Source organism: Nocardia sp. NPDC060220, assembly GCF_042727815.1.
In the GTDB taxonomy this organism is placed as follows: Bacteria; Actinomycetota; Actinomycetes; order Mycobacteriales; family Mycobacteriaceae; genus Nocardia.
In genome coordinates this window covers 1-16,899 of the sequence record NZ_JBHWZY010000032.1, presented here as the reverse complement: position 1 = coordinate 16,899, position 16,899 = coordinate 1, and the positions used below count along the sequence as shown (strand labels likewise).

Annotated in this window: 17 protein-coding genes; 8 read left to right on the top strand and 9 right to left on the bottom strand. The window is 68.3% G+C overall.

The features are described 5' to 3' along the window. Together ACFWF3_RS03170 and ACFWF3_RS03165 are read left to right on the top strand one after the other, a co-directional pair. The coding region (locus ACFWF3_RS03170; RefSeq protein WP_379312241.1) for a carbonic anhydrase at positions 1–602 on the top strand (602 nt) is incomplete at its 5' end. An 82-nt stretch (positions 603–684) separates the two neighbouring features. Continuing rightward, positions 685–1,377 (top strand): hypothetical protein, encoded by a 693-nt coding sequence (locus ACFWF3_RS03165; RefSeq protein ID WP_379312240.1) that lies wholly within the window; start codon positions 685–687, stop codon positions 1,375–1,377. Between the two features lie 155 nt (positions 1,378–1,532). Here ACFWF3_RS03165 and radA read toward each other — a convergent pair whose 3' ends face one another. After that, on the bottom strand, positions 1,533–2,933 hold the full coding sequence (radA, locus tag ACFWF3_RS03160; RefSeq protein ID WP_378962695.1) for a DNA repair protein RadA: 1,401 nt from the start codon (positions 2,931–2,933) through the stop codon (positions 1,533–1,535). An 81-nt stretch (positions 2,934–3,014) separates the two neighbouring features. After that, on the bottom strand, positions 3,015–3,713 hold the full coding sequence (locus ACFWF3_RS03155; RefSeq protein ID WP_378990719.1) for a hypothetical protein: 699 nt from the start codon (positions 3,711–3,713) through the stop codon (positions 3,015–3,017). Between the two features lie 351 nt (positions 3,714–4,064). Between ACFWF3_RS03155 and carD the strand changes: the two genes are divergently transcribed. From carD to ACFWF3_RS03125, 6 genes are all read left to right on the top strand, one after another. After that, the gene (carD, locus tag ACFWF3_RS03150; protein WP_019044685.1) at positions 4,065–4,553 is read left to right on the top strand and encodes an RNA polymerase-binding transcription factor CarD; all 489 of its coding nucleotides are present in this window, start codon (positions 4,065–4,067) and stop codon (positions 4,551–4,553) included. Between the two features lie 14 nt (positions 4,554–4,567). Further along, a complete protein-coding gene (ispD, locus tag ACFWF3_RS03145; RefSeq protein ID WP_379312239.1) occupies positions 4,568–5,314 on the top strand; it encodes a 2-C-methyl-D-erythritol 4-phosphate cytidylyltransferase in 747 nt (248 codons plus the stop codon). Beyond that, positions 5,311–5,778, top strand: a complete 468-nt coding sequence (gene ispF / locus ACFWF3_RS03140) for a 2-C-methyl-D-erythritol 2,4-cyclodiphosphate synthase (RefSeq protein ID WP_378990717.1) — start codon at positions 5,311–5,313, stop codon at positions 5,776–5,778. The genes ispD and ispF overlap by 4 nt, the downstream gene beginning before the upstream one ends. A gap of 131 nt (positions 5,779–5,909) precedes the next feature. Then, positions 5,910–7,313, top strand: coding sequence for a cysteine--tRNA ligase (cysS, locus tag ACFWF3_RS03135; protein ID WP_378990716.1), 1,404 nt, complete (start codon positions 5,910–5,912; stop codon positions 7,311–7,313). Beyond that, entirely contained in the window at positions 7,313–8,296 is a 984-nt protein-coding gene (rlmB, locus tag ACFWF3_RS03130; RefSeq protein ID WP_378631574.1) for a 23S rRNA (guanosine(2251)-2'-O)-methyltransferase RlmB, read from the top strand. The genes cysS and rlmB overlap by 1 nt, the downstream gene beginning before the upstream one ends. A gap of 50 nt (positions 8,297–8,346) precedes the next feature. Next, positions 8,347–8,625, top strand: a complete 279-nt coding sequence (locus tag ACFWF3_RS03125) for a DUF4190 domain-containing protein (RefSeq protein ID WP_378990714.1) — start codon at positions 8,347–8,349, stop codon at positions 8,623–8,625. Between the two features lie 3 nt (positions 8,626–8,628). Here ACFWF3_RS03125 and ACFWF3_RS03120 read toward each other — a convergent pair whose 3' ends face one another. From ACFWF3_RS03120 to kstR, 7 genes are all read right to left on the bottom strand, one after another. Then, entirely contained in the window at positions 8,629–9,432 is an 804-nt protein-coding gene (locus ACFWF3_RS03120) for an enoyl-CoA hydratase/isomerase family protein (protein ID WP_379312238.1), read from the bottom strand. Between the two features lie 14 nt (positions 9,433–9,446). Next, the gene (locus tag ACFWF3_RS03115; protein ID WP_379312237.1) at positions 9,447–10,622 is read right to left on the bottom strand and encodes an acyl-CoA dehydrogenase family protein; all 1,176 of its coding nucleotides are present in this window, start codon (positions 10,620–10,622) and stop codon (positions 9,447–9,449) included. Positions 10,623–10,693: 71 nt separating this feature from the next. Beyond that, positions 10,694–11,560, bottom strand: a complete 867-nt coding sequence (locus tag ACFWF3_RS03110; protein ID WP_378990712.1) for a metal ABC transporter permease — start codon at positions 11,558–11,560, stop codon at positions 10,694–10,696. Beyond that, positions 11,560–12,321 carry a metal ABC transporter ATP-binding protein gene (locus ACFWF3_RS03105; RefSeq protein ID WP_378990808.1) on the bottom strand — a complete coding sequence of 254 codons (762 nt, stop codon included), beginning with the start codon at positions 12,319–12,321 and terminating at the stop codon, positions 11,560–11,562. Before ACFWF3_RS03105 ends, ACFWF3_RS03110 begins: the two co-directional genes overlap by 1 nt. Positions 12,322–12,416: 95 nt before the next feature. After that, on the bottom strand, positions 12,417–13,301 hold the full coding sequence (locus ACFWF3_RS03100) for a metal ABC transporter solute-binding protein, Zn/Mn family (protein ID WP_379312236.1): 885 nt from the start codon (positions 13,299–13,301) through the stop codon (positions 12,417–12,419). A gap of 134 nt (positions 13,302–13,435) precedes the next feature. Further along, positions 13,436–16,006 (bottom strand): trehalose-phosphatase, encoded by a 2,571-nt coding sequence (otsB, locus tag ACFWF3_RS03095; protein WP_379312235.1) that lies wholly within the window; start codon positions 16,004–16,006, stop codon positions 13,436–13,438. A gap of 343 nt (positions 16,007–16,349) precedes the next feature. Further along, positions 16,350–16,899, bottom strand: a 550-nt coding sequence (gene kstR / locus ACFWF3_RS03090) for a cholesterol catabolism transcriptional regulator KstR (RefSeq protein ID WP_379312234.1), incomplete at its 5' end; no start/stop codon positions are given.

The following is a 16,899-nucleotide window of genomic DNA, read 5'->3' as shown; positions in this document are numbered from 1 at the left end:
GCGCCTGGAAGTCGTTGCGCGAAGGCAATGAGCGCTTCGTCAACGACACCCTGCAGCATCCTAGCCAGGGTGCCGCGGACCGAGCCAAACTCGTCAAGGGCCAAAACCCCCACGCGATCCTGTTCGGCTGCGGTGATTCCCGCGTCGCCGCCGAGCTGATCTTCGACCAGGGGCTCGGCGACATGTTCGTGGTGCGCACAGCGGGCCACGTCGTGGACAGTTCGGTGCTCGGCTCGATCGAATACGGCGTCGAGGTGCTCAACGTGCCACTGATCGTCGTCCTCGGACACGACAGCTGCGGCGCCGTGAAGGCCACCATCGACGCGCTCGACGGCGGCGAGGTGCCCGGTGGGTTCATTCGCAGCGTGGTCGAGCGGGTGACCCCGTCGATCCTGGTCGGGCGACGCGAAGGGCTCACCTCGCTCGACGATCTCGAAGCGCGTCACGTGGTGGAGACCAGCAAGCTGCTCATGCAGCGCTCGATGATCATCTCCCAGCGTGTTGCCACTGGTCAGTGCGCTATCGCGAGCGTCACCTACAAGCTCGAAGACGGTCGCGTGCACCTGCGGCGCACTGTCGGCAATATCGGTGAGGTGGTCTGAACCGTCGGCTTCTCCCCGGTTCGGCCCCCGACACGCCGAGGTCATCGAGCGCGCCCCTGCGCGCTGCGCTTACCGTTGAGGCGTGCTGGAACCGAATGGACCGCTGTCACCGGAGATCTACTGGCGCCGCCGTGCACTCGCGATCGGCGTCATCGTCGTCGCGCTCGCGATCGTGATCTGGCTCGTCACCATGGTCTCGCGCGGTGGGGACTCGTCCGGCGCCGACAACGCGGCCGCGAGCACGACCACGTCGGCGGAGTCGAGCGCGTCCGAGACGAGCTCGGCGTCGAGTAGTGCGTCGTCGAGTAGTGCGTCGGCCACACCCATCAGTGGGTCGGTCACGCCCAGCGCGACGACGACCGCCGCCGATCAGCCCGCGGCACAGCCGTGCCCGGATCAGTCGCTGGCGCTGAAGGTGACGGTCGGCCAGCCGACCTATCGGGTCGGCGACCAGCCCGCGTTCGGCACAGTGATCACCAACATCTCGTCCGCGGCCTGCTCGCGTGACCTCGGCGCGGGCCCACAGTTCCTCGTCTACACCCTCGACGGCCAGCGCAGGCTCTGGGCGAGCAACGACTGCAACCAGGACGATCCGGCGGAGATGAAGACGCTCAAGGCCGGTGAACAACTCTCGTACAAGGGCACCTGGTTCGGCACCACCTCGCAGCCGCAGTGCGCGGGTGACCGCCTCCAGGTGCCCGCGGGTGCGTACATGGTCGTAGCCCAGCTCGGCGCCGTTCGCAGCGCCGCGGAGCCGTTCAACCTCGCCTCTTGACGCCGCGCTCCCGCATGCCGGGGGCATTGTGCGGGTGCGCCATAGGTCACATGTTCAAGATGGGTTGATTTGCAGCGTTCGCAAGATCGGCGGTGCCGTCAATGGACATTGGCGCGGCATTGGCGAACCGGCGCTGAATCAGGCGATTGCCGCAGTTATTCCACCGCCACTACTTCGCGGGGTGCGCGGGATTTGCGGAGTTCGGCCAATCGCAGTGCCGATCGGAGATCCCCGACCTCGTGGATACGCATCGTGCCGGTCTTGGTTTTCTCCGAACCGGGCGGAACGAGCGCGGTGGTGAACCCCAGCCGTTCGGCTTCGGCCAGGCGTCTGCCGAGCCCGGTGACCTTGCGAACCTCACCCGCCAGCCCGACCTCGCCGAGGATCACCCACCCCGCGGGCAGGGCGATGTCGGCCTCGGCGGAGGCGATGGCCAAGGCGATGGCCAGGTCGGCGGTCGGCTCGAGCAGGCGCATCCCGCCGACGGTCGCCGCGTACACATCGTGCTTGCCGAGAAATACCCGGCCTCGGCTCTGCAATACCGCCAGCACCATGGCGACGCGGTTGTAGTCCAGCCCGCTCACCGCCCGGCGTGGCTGCGGGATCTCGGTCTTGACGGTCAGCCCCTGCACCTCGGCCACCAGCGGCCGTTTGCCGTCCATCGCGACGGTCACCGCCGTACCGGGGACGGTGTCGGTGCGATGGTGCAGGAACAACCCGGACGGATCGTCGACGCAGGCGATGCCGTCGTCGTGCAGTTCGAAGCAGCCCACCTCGTCGGCGCTGCCGAACCGGTTCTTGATGCCGCGAACCATGCGCAGCGACGAATTCTTGTCGCCCTCGAACTGCAACACCACGTCCACCAGGTGTTCGAGCGTGCGCGGGCCGGCCACGTTGCCGTCCTTGGTGACGTGTCCGACCAGCAGCACCGCGATCCCGGTCGCCTTGGCCAGCGAGGTCAGCGCCGCGGTGACCGCGCGCACCTGGGTGACACCGCCGATCACCCCGTCCACCTCCGGTGCCAGCATGGTCTGCACGGAGTCGACGACCAGCAGCGACGGCCGCACCTGCTCCACATGCCCCAGCACGATCGACAGATCCGATTCGGCCGCCAGGTACACCCGGTCATGCACGGCACCCGTGCGATCGGCCCGCAGCCGCACCTGCCCGGCGGACTCCTCGGCGGTCACGTACAGCGCGGTCTCTTCGCGCGCCGCCGCCCACCGGAACGCGACCTCGAGCAGCAGCGTCGACTTGCCGACTCCCGGCTCGCCGGACAGCAGCACCACCGACCCCGGCACCACCCCGCCACCGAGGACCCGATCGAGCTCGCTCACCCCCGTCGACCGCGCCTGCGTGACCTTGGCGTCGATCTGCGACAGCGGCGCCGCCGCGGTACTCGGCAGCATCGCTCGCCGCCCTGGAGCAGCGGTGGACGCCGAAACGGCCACCTCGTTCACCGTTCCCCAGGCACCGCAATCAGGGCACTTACCTACCCACTTGGACACCTCGTGCGTGCACGCGGAGCACCGGAAGACTGCTTTGGTCTTGGCCACACGCGCACCCTACGGACCCGGACCGACACAAAAAGGAAGAGCCGCCGCGAAGTTCGCGACGGCTCTTCCTCACGGCTGGTGTCAGTGACCGCCCGCGCCCTCGGGCGCCGGGCCGGACTTCTCGTTCTCGATGCGCGGGACGGCCGCGGCATCGACCGGGACCGACACCTGCACGGTGCCCGCGTCCTTGAAGTTGAAGGTGACGTTGTAGGTCAGGCCGGGGACGATGTCCTTGGACAGGCCCGTGATCTCGATCGTGGCCGGGGTCTTCACCGGGTCGTTCGAGGGGATGTCGATACCCGCGGCGCCGGTCGGCGCGGCCCCGGTGGTGGTCGGCGCCGCCGAGGTGGTGCCGTGGTGATCGTCGGCCGCGGCGGGCTTGGTCTCACCCGGTCCCACGACCACGGTCTGCTGCGGCTTCAGCACGAACTTGGGGTCGCCCGCGGCTCCGGTGATCTTGACCTGGCCCAGGTCGGTGCTCACGCTGGTCAGCTCGTCGGTGACGGTCTCGCTGTTGTTGATGATCGACAGCGCGATCACCGCCTTGCCGCCCTTGTCGTGCTCGGCGGCGGCCTCCGGATACACGATGTGCACGTTGCGCAGGGCGATGGCGCCGACGTTGGCGTGGTTGCCGTTGATCGCGGCGGCCTGCGTCGAGGTCTGAGTGTGCTGGCCGGCACTGCAGCCGGTCAGGGCGATGCCCGCGGCAGCGGCGAGCGCGGCAACCGTCACCATGCGACGTCGCGCCGAGTGGGCGGTCACAGCTTTCAGGGCAGTCACGGTTTGTCCTCCATGTCGACCGGGCTCACTCCGTCCACACGGGGATCGGAGGGTAGTAACTAGGCAGCGTAGTAGTTCACTTCGCGCGGGTGACGTTCGGGCTCGCGACGCGCGGGTGCGGAAGTAACAGTTCGGTGTCTCGAGGGGGTTTGCCGGATCGATGCCGGGATCGCGCTGTGCGATAACCTGTCGCTGTGCTGGTGGTTAACCCGTTCTGCCACAACACAATGCACAACAATTCTGTATTGTCAACCCCTGCGATGGCCTCGTTGTGGCCCTGACCTGCACAGTTGATCGCGCCGTTATCGAGTCGCATGTTAAACTGTGAACATCGAAAGGGGCACGGGACACATGATTTTTAAGGTCGGAGACACCGTCGTTTACCCCCACCACGGAGCGGCGCTGATCGAAGCAATCGAGACCCGCACCATCAAGGGTGTGCAGAAAGAGTATCTGGTCCTGAAGGTTGCGCAAGGCGACCTGACCGTTCGGGTTCCCGCAGAGAACGCTGAATACGTCGGCGTCCGTGACGTCGTCGGCCAAGAAGGTCTCGACCGCGTCTTCCAGGTGCTGCGCGCGCCACACACGGAGGAGCCGACCAACTGGTCCCGCCGTTACAAGGCCAACCTCGAGAAACTCGCCTCCGGCGATGTGAACAAGGTGGCCGAAGTGGTGCGTGACCTGTGGCGTCGTGAGCAGGACCGCGGCCTGTCCGCCGGTGAGAAGCGGATGCTCGCCAAGGCTCGTCAGATCCTCGTCGGTGAGCTCGCGCTCGCCGAGGGCACCGACGACGGCAAGGCCGAATCGCTGCTCGACGAGGTCCTCGCCGCGGCTTCCTAGAAACAAACAAACAAGTGCGACCTGTCGTAGCACTGGTCCCTGCCGCCGGTCGTGGCGTGCGCCTGGGTGAACCCACCCCGAAGGCGTTCGTCGCGGTCGGCGGCACACCTATGGTCCGGTTGGCCGTCGACGGTCTGATCGCGTCCGGTGCGGTGCACCGGGTTGTCGTGGTCGTGCCCGCCGAGCTGGTCGAGGCCGCATCCGCGCTGCTGTCCACCACCACCTCGCTGACCGGCGGTTCGATGCCCCCTGTGCCGGTGCAGGTGGTGGTGGGCGGCGCCGAGCGCACCGATTCGGTGCGCGCGGGCATCGCCGCCGCGCCCGACGCCGCGTGCTATCTCGTGCACGATGCCGCACGAGCGCTCACACCACCGGAACTGATCGCACGGGTGGCCGCCGAGCTCCAGGCGGGCAGTCAGGCCGTGGTACCCGCGTTGCCCGTCGTGGACACCGTGAAGTCGGTCGACGACGCGGGCATCGTCACCGGGACCCCCGATCGCGCCCACCTGCGCGCCATCCAAACCCCCCAGGGCTTCGCCGCCGACCTGCTCCGCCGCGCCTACGCCACCGACGATGGCGCCACCGACGACGCCGGCCTGGTCGAATGCCTCGGTGTCGCCGTGCACACGGTCCCCGGTGACCCACTGGCATTCAAGATCACCACCCCTCTCGACCTACGCCTGGCCGAGGCGCTGCTGGCTGACGGCGGTCGTTCGCCTGCCGTCGGGCGTCCCGGCGTCGAGCAGGCGGTCGCCCGATGAGAGTCGGTATCGGCAGCGACGTGCACCCCATCGAGCCGGGACGGCCCTGCTGGATGGCCGGTCTGCTGTTCCCGGATGCCGACGGCTGCGCGGGCCACTCCGACGGCGACGTTGCCGCCCACGCGCTCTGTGATGCCCTGCTCTCCGCCGCCGGCCTCGGCGACGTGGGCGCTGTCTTCGGCGTCGGCCGCCCCGAATGGGCCGGTGTCACCGGGGCCGCCATGCTCACCGAGGTCCGCAGGCTGCTGGCCGACGAAGGCTTCGAGATCGTGAACGCCGCGGTGCAGGTCATCGGTAATCGCCCGAAGATCGGCCCCCGCCGCGCCGAAGCGCAAAAAGTGCTCGGCGAACTCCTCGACGCCCCCGTGTCGGTGTCGGGCACCACGACGGACGGTCTCGGTCTGACCGGTCGCGGCGAGGGTATCGCCGCTATCGCCACCTGTCTGATCGCGGCGTGTTCGTAGCCCCTACGGGCCACTGAACCTTTCTTTCCGCGCATTGCTTTTCGCCGATTCGATCAGCCGTTCCGTTCACTACGGCGCCGCGAACCGGCCGGTCAACCCCACCCCAATCCCACCGACTAGGATCGAATGCCGTGACCTTGCGCCTTTTTGACACCGACACGCGGACCATGCGGGAATTCACCCCGCTGGTCCCCGGCCGTGCCTCGGTGTATCTGTGTGGGGCCACCGTGCAGGGGCAACCCCATATCGGTCATGTGCGCAGTGGCGTCGCCTTCGACGTGCTGCGCCGCTGGTTGCTCGCGCACGACTACGACGTGCAGTTCATCCGCAATGTCACCGATATCGACGACAAGATCCTGAACAAGGCCGCCGAAGCGGGCAGGCCGTGGTGGGAATGGGCGGCGACCCACGAGCGCGCGTTCGACAAGGCCTACGAGACCCTCGGCGTGCTGCCGCCGTCGGCCGAACCGCGCGCCACCGGTCACATCACCCAGATGATCGATCTGATGCAGCGCCTGATCGAGCGCGGCCACGCCTATGCCGCCGACGGCGATGTCTATTTCGATGTGGTGAGTTGGCCGAATTACGGTGAGCTGTCGGGCCACAAACTCGACGACGTGCACCAGGGCGAGACCCCGACCCGCGGCAAGCGCGACCCCCGCGACTTCACGCTGTGGAAGGCCGCCAAGCCCGGCGAGCCGAGCTGGCCGTCGCCGTGGGGTCCCGGTCGCCCCGGCTGGCACCTGGAATGCTCCGCGATGGCCGAGTTCTATCTCGGCGCGGAATTCGATATCCACTGCGGTGGAATGGATTTGATTTTCCCGCACCACGAGAACGAGATCGCCCAGTCCAAAGCCGCGGGCGACGGTTTCGCGCGTTACTGGCTGCACAACGGCTGGGTGACGATGGGCGGGGAGAAAATGTCGAAGTCACTCGGCAACGTGCTCTCGGTGCCGAATGTCCTCACCCGGGTGCGCCCGGTAGAATTGCGTTTCTACTTGGGCAGCGCGCATTACCGCTCGATGCTCGAATACTCCGACAAGGCACTCGACGACGCGGTCGCCTCCTATCAGCGCATCGAAGCCTTCGTGCAGCGAGTGCTGGACCGAGCGGGCGAAGTGCCCGTCGGTAAATGGACCGACGGATTCGCCGCCGCGATCGACGACGATCTGGCAGTCCCGAAGGCGCTGGCCGAAATTCACCACGTGGTGCACGAAGGCAATCGCGCGCTGGAAGCGGGTGCGGTGGAGACCGCGGTCGAACTGGCCGGTCAGGTGCGGGCGATGCTGGGAATTCTCGGCGTGGACCCGCTCGACGAACAGTGGTACACCCCCGCCGACAATTCGGCGGCGATCGACGCGCTCGACGTGCTCGTCCGCACGGAGCTGGATCGCCGCGCGAACGCGCGGGCCGACAAGAACTGGGCAGAAGCCGATGCCGCACGGGATCGGCTCATCGCCGCGGGTATCGAGGTAACCGATACCCCGCAGGGGCCGGAATGGTCGCTGGGCGCATCGAGCGGAAAGGCGAACTGATGGCAGGCAATTCACAGCGACGCGGAGCAGTCAGGAAGAGCGGCACCAAGAAGGGTGCCGTCGCCGGTTCCGGCGGGAAGCATCGCCGCGGTCTCGAGGGCAGGGGCGCGACTCCGCCCGCGTCCGAGCGCACCAAGCACCCCGCCGCCAAGCGGGCCAGAGCGGCGGCCAAAGCCAATGCGGCACAGGGTCGTCCGACCGGAAAGTCCGGCGTCCCGCGCGCGGGACGCAAGTCCGACGAGGGTCCCGAGTTGGTGCTCGGCCGCAACCCCGTGCTCGAGTGTCTGCGCGCCGACGTGCCGGCGACCGCCCTGTACGTGGCGGTCGGCACCGAGAACGACGACCGGCTCTCGGAGAGTGTGCAGCGCGCCGCCGACATGGGCATCTCCATTCTCGAGGTGCCTCGCACCGATCTGGACCGGCTGAGCGCCAACGGAATGCACCAGGGCGTGGCTCTGCAGGTGCCGCCCTACCGCTACGCCCATCCCGACGACTTGATGGACCGGGTGAAGGCCACCGCCGAACCCGCGCTGCTGGTCGCGCTGGACAACATCACCGACCCCCGCAACCTCGGTGCCGTCATCCGTTCGGTGTCCGCGTTCGGCGGACAGGGTGTGGTGATCCCGCAGCGTCGTAGCGCGAGCGTCACCGCCGTGGCATGGCGTACCAGCGCCGGTGCCGCCGCCCGGCTGCCCGTCGCACGGGCGACCAATCTGACTCGCACGCTGAAGGATTGGGCCTCGAACGGCATCCAGATCGTGGGCCTCGACGCCGACGGCGACACCACCCTCGACGACTTCGACGGCAGCGTCCCGACGGTCGTCGTGGTCGGTTCCGAGGGCAAGGGCCTGTCGCGGCTCGTTCGCGAGAACTGCGACTCGATCCTGAGCATCCCGATGGCGGGCCCGGTCGAGTCCCTCAACGCCTCGGTTGCCGCGGGCGTCGTCCTCGCCGACATCGCCAGGCAGCGCCGTCTGGGCTGAGTCCGCGCGGTTGACGGGCAAAACTGCTCTGTCACCGTACAATTCGTGCTGTGGCGATCCCTAATCAGCCGATCGGCGAAACGGTCGAGCACCCGCAGGCCAACCTGATCCTTGTGCTCGGGCTGCTCAGCCCGTTCTGCTGTGGGATCTTCGGGCCGATCGCGTGGGTGCTCGGCAAGCGGGCACTCAACGACATCGACGCGTCCTACGGTGCGCTCAGCGGCCGGTCTCAGGTGTTGATCGGCTATATCGCGGGCATCTTCGGCACCATCTGCATGCTGCTGTTCGCGATGCTGTACCTGGCCGGGTCCTGCAACGGGAACTTCTGAGGCTCAGTCCAGGCTCGGGTGCACGCCGGGCGCGTCCCAGGCGGGCCATTCGCCGCTGACGCTGCCGGTCCAGTTCGGCGGGCGGCGCTCCTTGAACGCCACCATCGCCTCGCCACCGTCGACACTCTTGGCAACCTGCGCGTTGAGCTCGGATTCGAGCTGCCCGACCACCGCGGGCGTCATGCCGAGGCTCTCCCAGATCAGCCGCTTGGTGAGCGCGACCGGCAGGGGAGCGGTCCCGGTGGCGATGTCGTGGGCCACCGCCATCGCGGTCATCAGCACCTCGTCGGCGGGCAGCGCGGCATTGGCCAGTCCGAGTGACTTGGCTTCGTCACCGTCGAAGGTGCGCCCGGTGAGCATGATGTCGGCGGCGTTGGCGAGGCCGGCCAGGCGCGGCACCGTCCAGTGCGCGAACCCGTCGGCGAGCACCCCGCGACGCACCTGGTTCAGCCCGTACACCGCGTCGCGAGCGAAATAGCGCAGGTCGCACTGCAGCGCCAGCGCCAGCCCGATACCGACCGCGTGCCCGTTCACCGCGGCGATCACCGGTTTACGGACCTGCCAGGGGGGCGGATCGAGCGTGGCGCTCACGTCGCCTCCGCGTGCGGCCAGGTCGGCGCCGGCGCAGAACGCAGGCGGGGTGCCGGTGATCACGACGGCGCGGATCGCGTCCTCGGTATCGCACCGGCGAAGGGCGGCGCTCAGCTCGGCCGCCATCGTCGGGGTGACGGCGTTCTGCTTGGCTGGCCGGTTGAGCGTCAGTAGCGCGACGCCGCCTTCGACATCGACGAGCAATTCCGAACTCATGGGATGGAATCGTACTAGCGACCGGCCAGCAAGTGTCTGCCGATCGCGTACTTGTGCACTTCCGTCGGGCCATCGTAAAGACGGAACGCGCGCATGTCCCGGAACAACATCTCCACCACCGTCTCGTCGCTGATCCCGATCCCGCCGAGCACTTGCACACAGCGATCGGTGACCTTGAACAGTTCCTCGGACACATACGACTTGGCCATCGACGATTCGTGTCTGGCCTGCTGTCCCTGATCCATCAGCCAGCAGGCGTGCCAAATCGTCAGCCTGCACTGGTGCAGCGCCACCTCGTTGTCGGCGAGCATGAACGACACGCCCTCGTGTTCGCCGATCGGCTTGCCGAACGCGGTGCGCGTACGCGCGTAGTCCAGCGCGATGGACTGGGCGCGGGCCGCCGCGCCGAGCCAGCGCATGCAGTGTGTGAGCCGAGCGGGGGCGAGCCGTAATTGCGCGTACCGCAGGGCTTGTCCGGTGCGACCGAGCACGGCCGTCGGCGGCAGCGTGAGATTGTCGAACCGGACGACCGCGTGCCCGCCGACGTAGTTGCGGTCCATCGTGTTCATGATCCGCTCGATCACGATGCCCGGCGCGTCACCGTCGGCGAGGAACAGGGTCGGCCCGGCGGGCAGGTGGGGGTTCTCGGCGAGCAGGGCCATGATGATCCAGGTCTTGGCGCCGTCGGCGCCGGTGATCAGCCACTTGAGGCCGTTGATCACGAAATTCTCGCCGTCGAACACCGCCTCCGTGCTGAGCTGCCCGGGGTCCGACCCGGCCCCGCCGGGCTCGGTCATCGCGAACACCGAGCGCTGTTCACCACGAATCACCGGCATCAGATACTGGTCGACCTGCTCCGGGTCGGCGACCTTGCCGAGCAGGAACATGTTCCCCTCGTCGGGCGCGGCGCAGTTCATGGCGACCGGTCCGAGCGTGGACCACCCCGCCGCCTCGTACACCAGCGCCTGCTCGACGTGGCTGAGTCCGAGCCCGCCGTGTTCCACCGGCGCCTGCACGGTCAGCAGCTTCTCGGCGCGGGCCAGTTCGACGAGTTCGGCCCGCAGGTCGTCGTTGGGGCCGTGCGCGGTGAGCCGGGGATCGCGCTCGAACGGCACGATCTGCTCGACGACGAAGGCGCGAACCCGATCTCGCAGTGCGGCCAGATCATCCGGAACGGTGAAGTCGATCATGCTGGCCATTCTGCGCGCCGACCTCCGTGGTTCGCGGCCGTTCGGGCATCGGAGCGGGATCCGGCGCGGGTTCAGCGCGCGTGCGCGAGTTGCCGATTGCGATGTCCGACGACCCGGCACACCAGGTAGATGCCGAACGAGATCGCGGTGACGAAGGTCGACACCGGAACACCGGGGGCGAGCGACAGCAGCAGCCCGCCGACCGCGGCGACCTCGGCGAAGATCACCGACAGCACGGTCGCCCGCATCGGGCTCGAGGTCACCTGCGCGGCCGCGGCGGCCGGGGTGATCAGCAAGGCGAGCACCAGCAGCGCGCCGACGATCTGCACGCCGAACGCGGCGGTGATGCCGAGCAGTACCGCGAACACCACCGACAGCGCCCGCACCGGCACCCCGCGCGCGATCGCGACCTCGGGATCGGAGCTGGCGAACAACAGCGGCCGATACACCACGGCCAGCACGGCGAGCACGCCCGCGGTGCAGGTGACCAGCAGTGCGAGCCCGTCGTAGCCGACCCCGGCGACCTGCCCGGTGAGCAGGGAGAACTTCGACCCGGCTCGCTCCGGCGCGAGCCACAGGAACAGCACCGACAACCCGAGCCCGAACGACAGCACCACCGCGATCACCGAATCACGTTCGCGCGCACGAGAACCCAGCCACCCGAACAGCACGGCCGCGACCACCGAACCGGCGATCGCCCCGAATCCGACCCCGACCCCGACGAGCAGCGCCGCCGACGCGCCGGTGAGCGAGAGCTCGCTGGTGCCGTGCACGGCGAACGACATCTGCCGGGCGACGATCAGCGGTCCGATCAACCCGGCCAGCAACCCGAGCAGGGCACTCGCCAACAGCGCCTGCTGCACGAAGTCGTAACCCAGCAGGTTCGCGGTGGTGGTGAAGTCGAACATCTGCTGGAACACCTTGGTGAGCTTTTCCATCAGGCGGTACCGCCGAGGGCGTCCATATCGTCGCCGGTTCCGACGACCACCAGGCGGCCGCGTACCCGCAGCACCTCGACCTCGGTGCGGTAGAGCTCCGACAGCGTCTGCGAGGTCATCACCTCATCGGGCGTACCGATCCGGAAGCCGCCGTCCACCAGGTACAGCACCCGGTCCACCAGCGGCAGGATCGGGTTGATCTCGTGGGTCACGAACAGCACCGCGGTGTCGTGTTCGCGGCGGCGCCGGTCGACCAGCTCGGCGACCAGGCGCTGGTTCGCCATATCCAGGCTCAGCAGCGGTTCGTCGCACAGCAGTACCGACGGGTCGCCGACGAGGGCCTGCGCGACCCGCAACCGCTGCTGCTCCCCACCGGACATCGTCTCCAGCGACGCGTGCGCGAACGACCCGGCGCCCACCGCGGCGATGGCCCGCTCGACCTTCGCTGCCCGGCTGCGACGCCCGCGCCATCCGAGCCCCCACCGATGCCCGTCCACGCCGAGGCCGACCAGGTCGACGCCGCGCAGTTGCACGCCCGCGTCGATGGTCTTCTGCTGCGGGATGTAGCCGATGCCCGGATTGCCCACCCCGGCTCGCCTGCCCGCGATCTCCGCGCTGCCCGAGCTCAGGTCGAGGGTGCCGAGCAGGGCGCGCAGCAGCGAGGTCTTGCCCGAGCCGTTGGGTCCGAGGACGGCGATGAACTCACCCGGCCGCACGTCGAGGTCGAGGTCGCGCCAGAGGGTGCGGTCGCCGAAGGCCATGGTGGCCCCGCGCAGCCGGATCGCCGCGTCGGCGGTCTCGATGTCCGGTGCGGCGGTGGTGTCCGACAGTGCGGTTGCCTCGGTCATGGGGGTCCTCAGCGCAGGGCCGCGGCGAGCGCCTTGGCGTTGGCGGTCTGCCACTGGATGTAATCCATTCCGGCGGGCAGGGTTTCGGTGACCTCGACCACGGCGATGCCCGCGGACTGCGCGGTGGCCCGCAGGTCCTGGGTGATCTTGTCCTCGGTCTGAGTGTTGTAGATCAGTGCCTTGACCTGCTTGGCGGTGATCAGGTCGCGGGTGGCGGCGACGGCGGCCGGGGCCGGGTCGGTCTCCTGCTCGATCGCTTCCTGGAACTCGTGCGGGGTCTTGTCCTGCGCGGTCGCGGCCGTGAGCAGGTAGTGCGCGAGCGGCTCGGACTGGGCGACCGGCGCGTTCGGTGTCTGGGTGGCGATGGTGCCGGTGATGGTGCTGACGCCGATCAGCTGATTCTTGAAGGCGACCGCGCGCTCGGTGTAGGCATCGGCGTGCGCGGCGTCGACCTGGCCGAGCTGGGCCGCGATCTGATCGGCGACGGCGGCGACGGTGCTCACGTCGTACCAGACGTGCTCGTTGTCGTCGTTCTTGTCCGCGCGCTGCTCGAACGCCTCGACGGTCCGCTTGTCCTTGCCCGAGATGGCCTTCTCGATGAACTCGTCGTAGTGCCCACCGTTGAACACGACGAGATCCGCGTCACTGATCTTGGCGGTGTCGGTGGCCGAGGTCTCGAACGAATGCGGATCGGCGGCGGGGTCGCTGATGATCGAGGTCACCTGGGCATCCGGCCCGGCGACGGCAGAGGCCACCGAACCCCACACATTGGTGGAGGCGACGACCTGGGGGGTATCGGAATCGCTGGAGCTGGTACCGCAGGCGCTGAGGACGACCACGGCCGCCACCCCCGCCGTGAGACCGGCGAACAAGCGGGCGAATCGAGGGTTCACGCGGCACTCCTGGCGAGCAAGCTCTAGATCGTAATGGAAATCGTTACCGTTTTAGATTAGCAGCTACGAATACCCAGTACGAACCGCATCGAAAAGCCGGGCTCGAAATTCGAACCCGGCTTTGTCGAGCGTTGTCAGACCAGGGCGTTGACCGGCTGGCTGAGCAGTTGAGCGCACCGGAGCAGGCCCAGGTGGCTGTACGCCTGGGGGTGGTTACCGAGGGAACGCTCGGCGACCGGGTCGTATTCCTCGCTGAGCAGGCCGGTGGGTCCCGCGGCCGCGACCAGCTGGGCGAACAGCGCCTCGGCGTCGGAGCGCCTGCCGATCAGCAGGTACGCCTCCACCAGCCAGGCGGCACACAGGTGGAAGCCACCCTCGCCGCCGGGCAGCCCGTCGTCGTGGTGGTACCGGTACACCGTGGCGCCGCTGCGCAGTTCGGCCTCGGTGGCCACCACCGTCGCGGCGAAGCGCGGGTCGGCGGGATCGATCAGGCCGCTCAGGCCGATGTGCAGGGTGGCCGCGTCCAGGTCGGTGCCGTCGTAGGCGGCGGTGTAGGACTGGACCTCGTCGTTCCAGCCCTTCGCCTTCACCTCGTCGGCGATCGTGTCGCGCAAGCTCACCCAGTCGGGGTCGGCGGGGCGGTCGAAGCGGTCCGCCAGGGTCAGGGCGCGGTCGATGGTGAGCCAGCCCATCACCTTCGAGTACACGTGGTGGCGCGGGTTGCCGCGGATCTCCCAGATGCCGTGGTCGGGTTCGGTCCAGCGGCGCTGCACCGCCGACACCATCGCGTGCACCAGTTCCCAGTCGGCATCCGGCAGGGCCTTGGACGGTGCGGTGATGCCCTGGCGCTCGCGTTCGTGTGACATCGAGGTGATCAGGTCGACGATCGGCCCGAACACGTCGAGCTGCACCTGCATGTTGGCCGCGTTGCCCACCCGCACCGGCCGCGATCCGGCATAACCGGGCAGCGCGTCGATCACGGCCTCGGGCGGCAGGGTCTCGCCGTAGATCGTGTACAGCGGGTGCAGGCGCTCCGGTCCCGGCAGGGTGTCGAGCACCTTGTGTACCCAGCCGAGGAACTCCTCGGCCTCGGTCAGCGAGCCCAGGGTCACCAGTGCCTGCGCGGTCAGCGACGCGTCACGCAGCCAGCAGTAGCGGTAGTCCCAGTTGCGCACGCCGCCGATGTCCTCGGGCAGCGAGGTGGTGGCCGCGGCCAGGATCGAGCCCGACGGGCGATGGACCAGCCCGCGCAGGGTGAGCGCCGAACGCTTCATCAGATCCGGCTTGAGCGGCGGCAGCAGCAATTCCGAGGCCCACTGCGACCAGTACTGCTCGGCGAGCTGGCGGCGCTGCGGCTCGGGCGTCATCGAGGGCGCGAGATCCGCGGTTCCGCACCGCAATTCGAGCACGACCGGCCCGAGCGACGGGTCGACCACCGCGCGCGCCTGCTCGTTGGTGCCGTCGGACAGGATCTCCCACTCCACACCGGGGGAGCGAAGCACCATCGGATCATTGGTGCCGCTGACCTGAATTCCGCTGCGTACGACCTGCATTCGCACCGGCACCTGGCCGAACTCCGGTTGTGGCGCGAAGGTGACCACGGCCTTCGCGGCGCCGGTGATCACCCTGGTCAGATCGGTGCGATCGGGAGCCACGTCGTGCGGCAGGTAGTCGGCCACTTGCAAACTGGCCCACCGGGTTTCGACCGTCATCGTGCCGTCCACATACCGCTGCGACAGCGGCAGGCTCGGCCGCTCCGGCGCCACCGTGAAGTGTCCGGCCGCCGCGCCGCCGAGCAGATGCGCGAACACCGCCGCCGAATCCGGTTCGGGGTGGCAGAGCCAGGTGACCGTCGCGTCGGGGGTGAGCAGCGCGACCGAGCGCGGGCTGGCCAACATGCTCAGCCGCTCGATCCGGGGGGCGCTCGCCCCGGCCAGCCAGGTGCGCCGCTCCTCGACGAGGAACGCCAGCGCGCGCGCCACCTCCTCGGTGGAGTTCACATGCAGCTTGGCGATGCTCTCGCCCTCGCCGACCTTGATGCCGACATCCGGTCCAGAGAGCACCCGGAACGCCTTCTCGTCGGTCACGTCGTCGCCGAAGAACACTGCGGCGGAAGCGCTTTCCTGATGGCGGATGGTGTCGAGCGCGGTGCCCTTGTCGGTGGGGATCACCGCGAGCTCGATCACCGCCTTGCCTTCGGTCACCTGCACGCCCACCCAGCAGGCCGGGCCTTGGCGAACGGAAGTCAGTGCGCGCCTGCCGATTTCGGGGCTGGCGTTGCGCACGTGCAGCGCGGCGCTGGCCGGCTTCATCTCGACGGTCACGCCCGGGTTCTCGGCGGAGATCTTCGAGAACGCGGAATTGATCTCTGTCAGTAGCTGTTTGGCGTCGTTGTCGATCGCGTGCACGAAGCCGACGTCGAACTCCGAGCCGTGACTACCGATCAGCTGCACCTCGACCGGCAGGCGCGACAGCGCCGCCAGGTCTCGGAGCGCTCTACCGGAAATCACTGCCGCAGTAGTGTTCGACAACCCCGCCAGCGCGCGTAGCGCGCTCACCGATTCCCGCTGGGGAAACGCTTTCGACGGGTCGGACACGATCGGGGCGATGGTCCCGTCGTAGTCCGAGGCAACCAAGAGCCGTGGCACGCGCGCAACCGACGCCAGTGCACGGCGGACATCCAAGGGCAGTTCCTGTGCGCTCACGCATCCAACCTAGTGATGGGAGGAGTTGATCAGGGGGCGCGAAAAACAATACTGCGTCAATTTTGCCGCGCGAGCGGCGCGGCGGGTTGTGCGCACGACCCCCGGTCGTTTGCTCGCGACCTTACGGCAAATTTCGTACCGGCGGCCCACCACCGTCTGCCGGATTCGTCGAGCTCACCGGGCACATGAGGGCGCGGCGAGGCACGCGCTCCCGGTAGATGCGCTGTTTCGCATATGCGGCGTCGGCTATGCATCTTCCTACTGGAAGGCGCACAGCCGACGGGTGTCAACAGCGATGGGCGATTTGTGATGTTGCGGTAGTGAGCTTTGCCGGGTTGCTGGGTTATCCGCGATCGCCCAGCAACAGGTCGACCGTGAGCTCGAGCCGTTCCGTGACATCGGTCGCGGACGCGCGCCGGGTGAGCCAGGCCACCAGATTCGACAGCCACACATCGGAGATGACGCGGGCGATGGCGAGCTGACGGTCGTCGGGTTCGCCGTCGCTCATCGCGCGGGCGAAGACCCGGTCCATCACCTTGCCCACCCGATCCACTTCCGCGGCGGCCGAGGCGTCGGCGAACATGAACGCGCGCGTCATCGCCTCGGTGAGTAGCGGGTCGCGCTGCATCATCCGGGTGATCTGGGTGAGCAGGGTGTGCATGCGCTCGGACGGGCCGTCGCCGTCGGGTAGTGGTTTGCGCTTGCCTTCGAACATCTCGAATTCCCTGGCCAGCGCCGAAACGAGCAGGTGAACCTTGGACGGGAAGTAGCGGTACAGCGTGCCGACGGCCACGTCGGCGCGCTCGGCGACCGCGCGCATCTGCACGGCGTCGTAGCCGCCCTTGGAGGCGAGCGCGAGGGTCGCGTCGAGGATGCGCTTGCGCCGGTCGCGC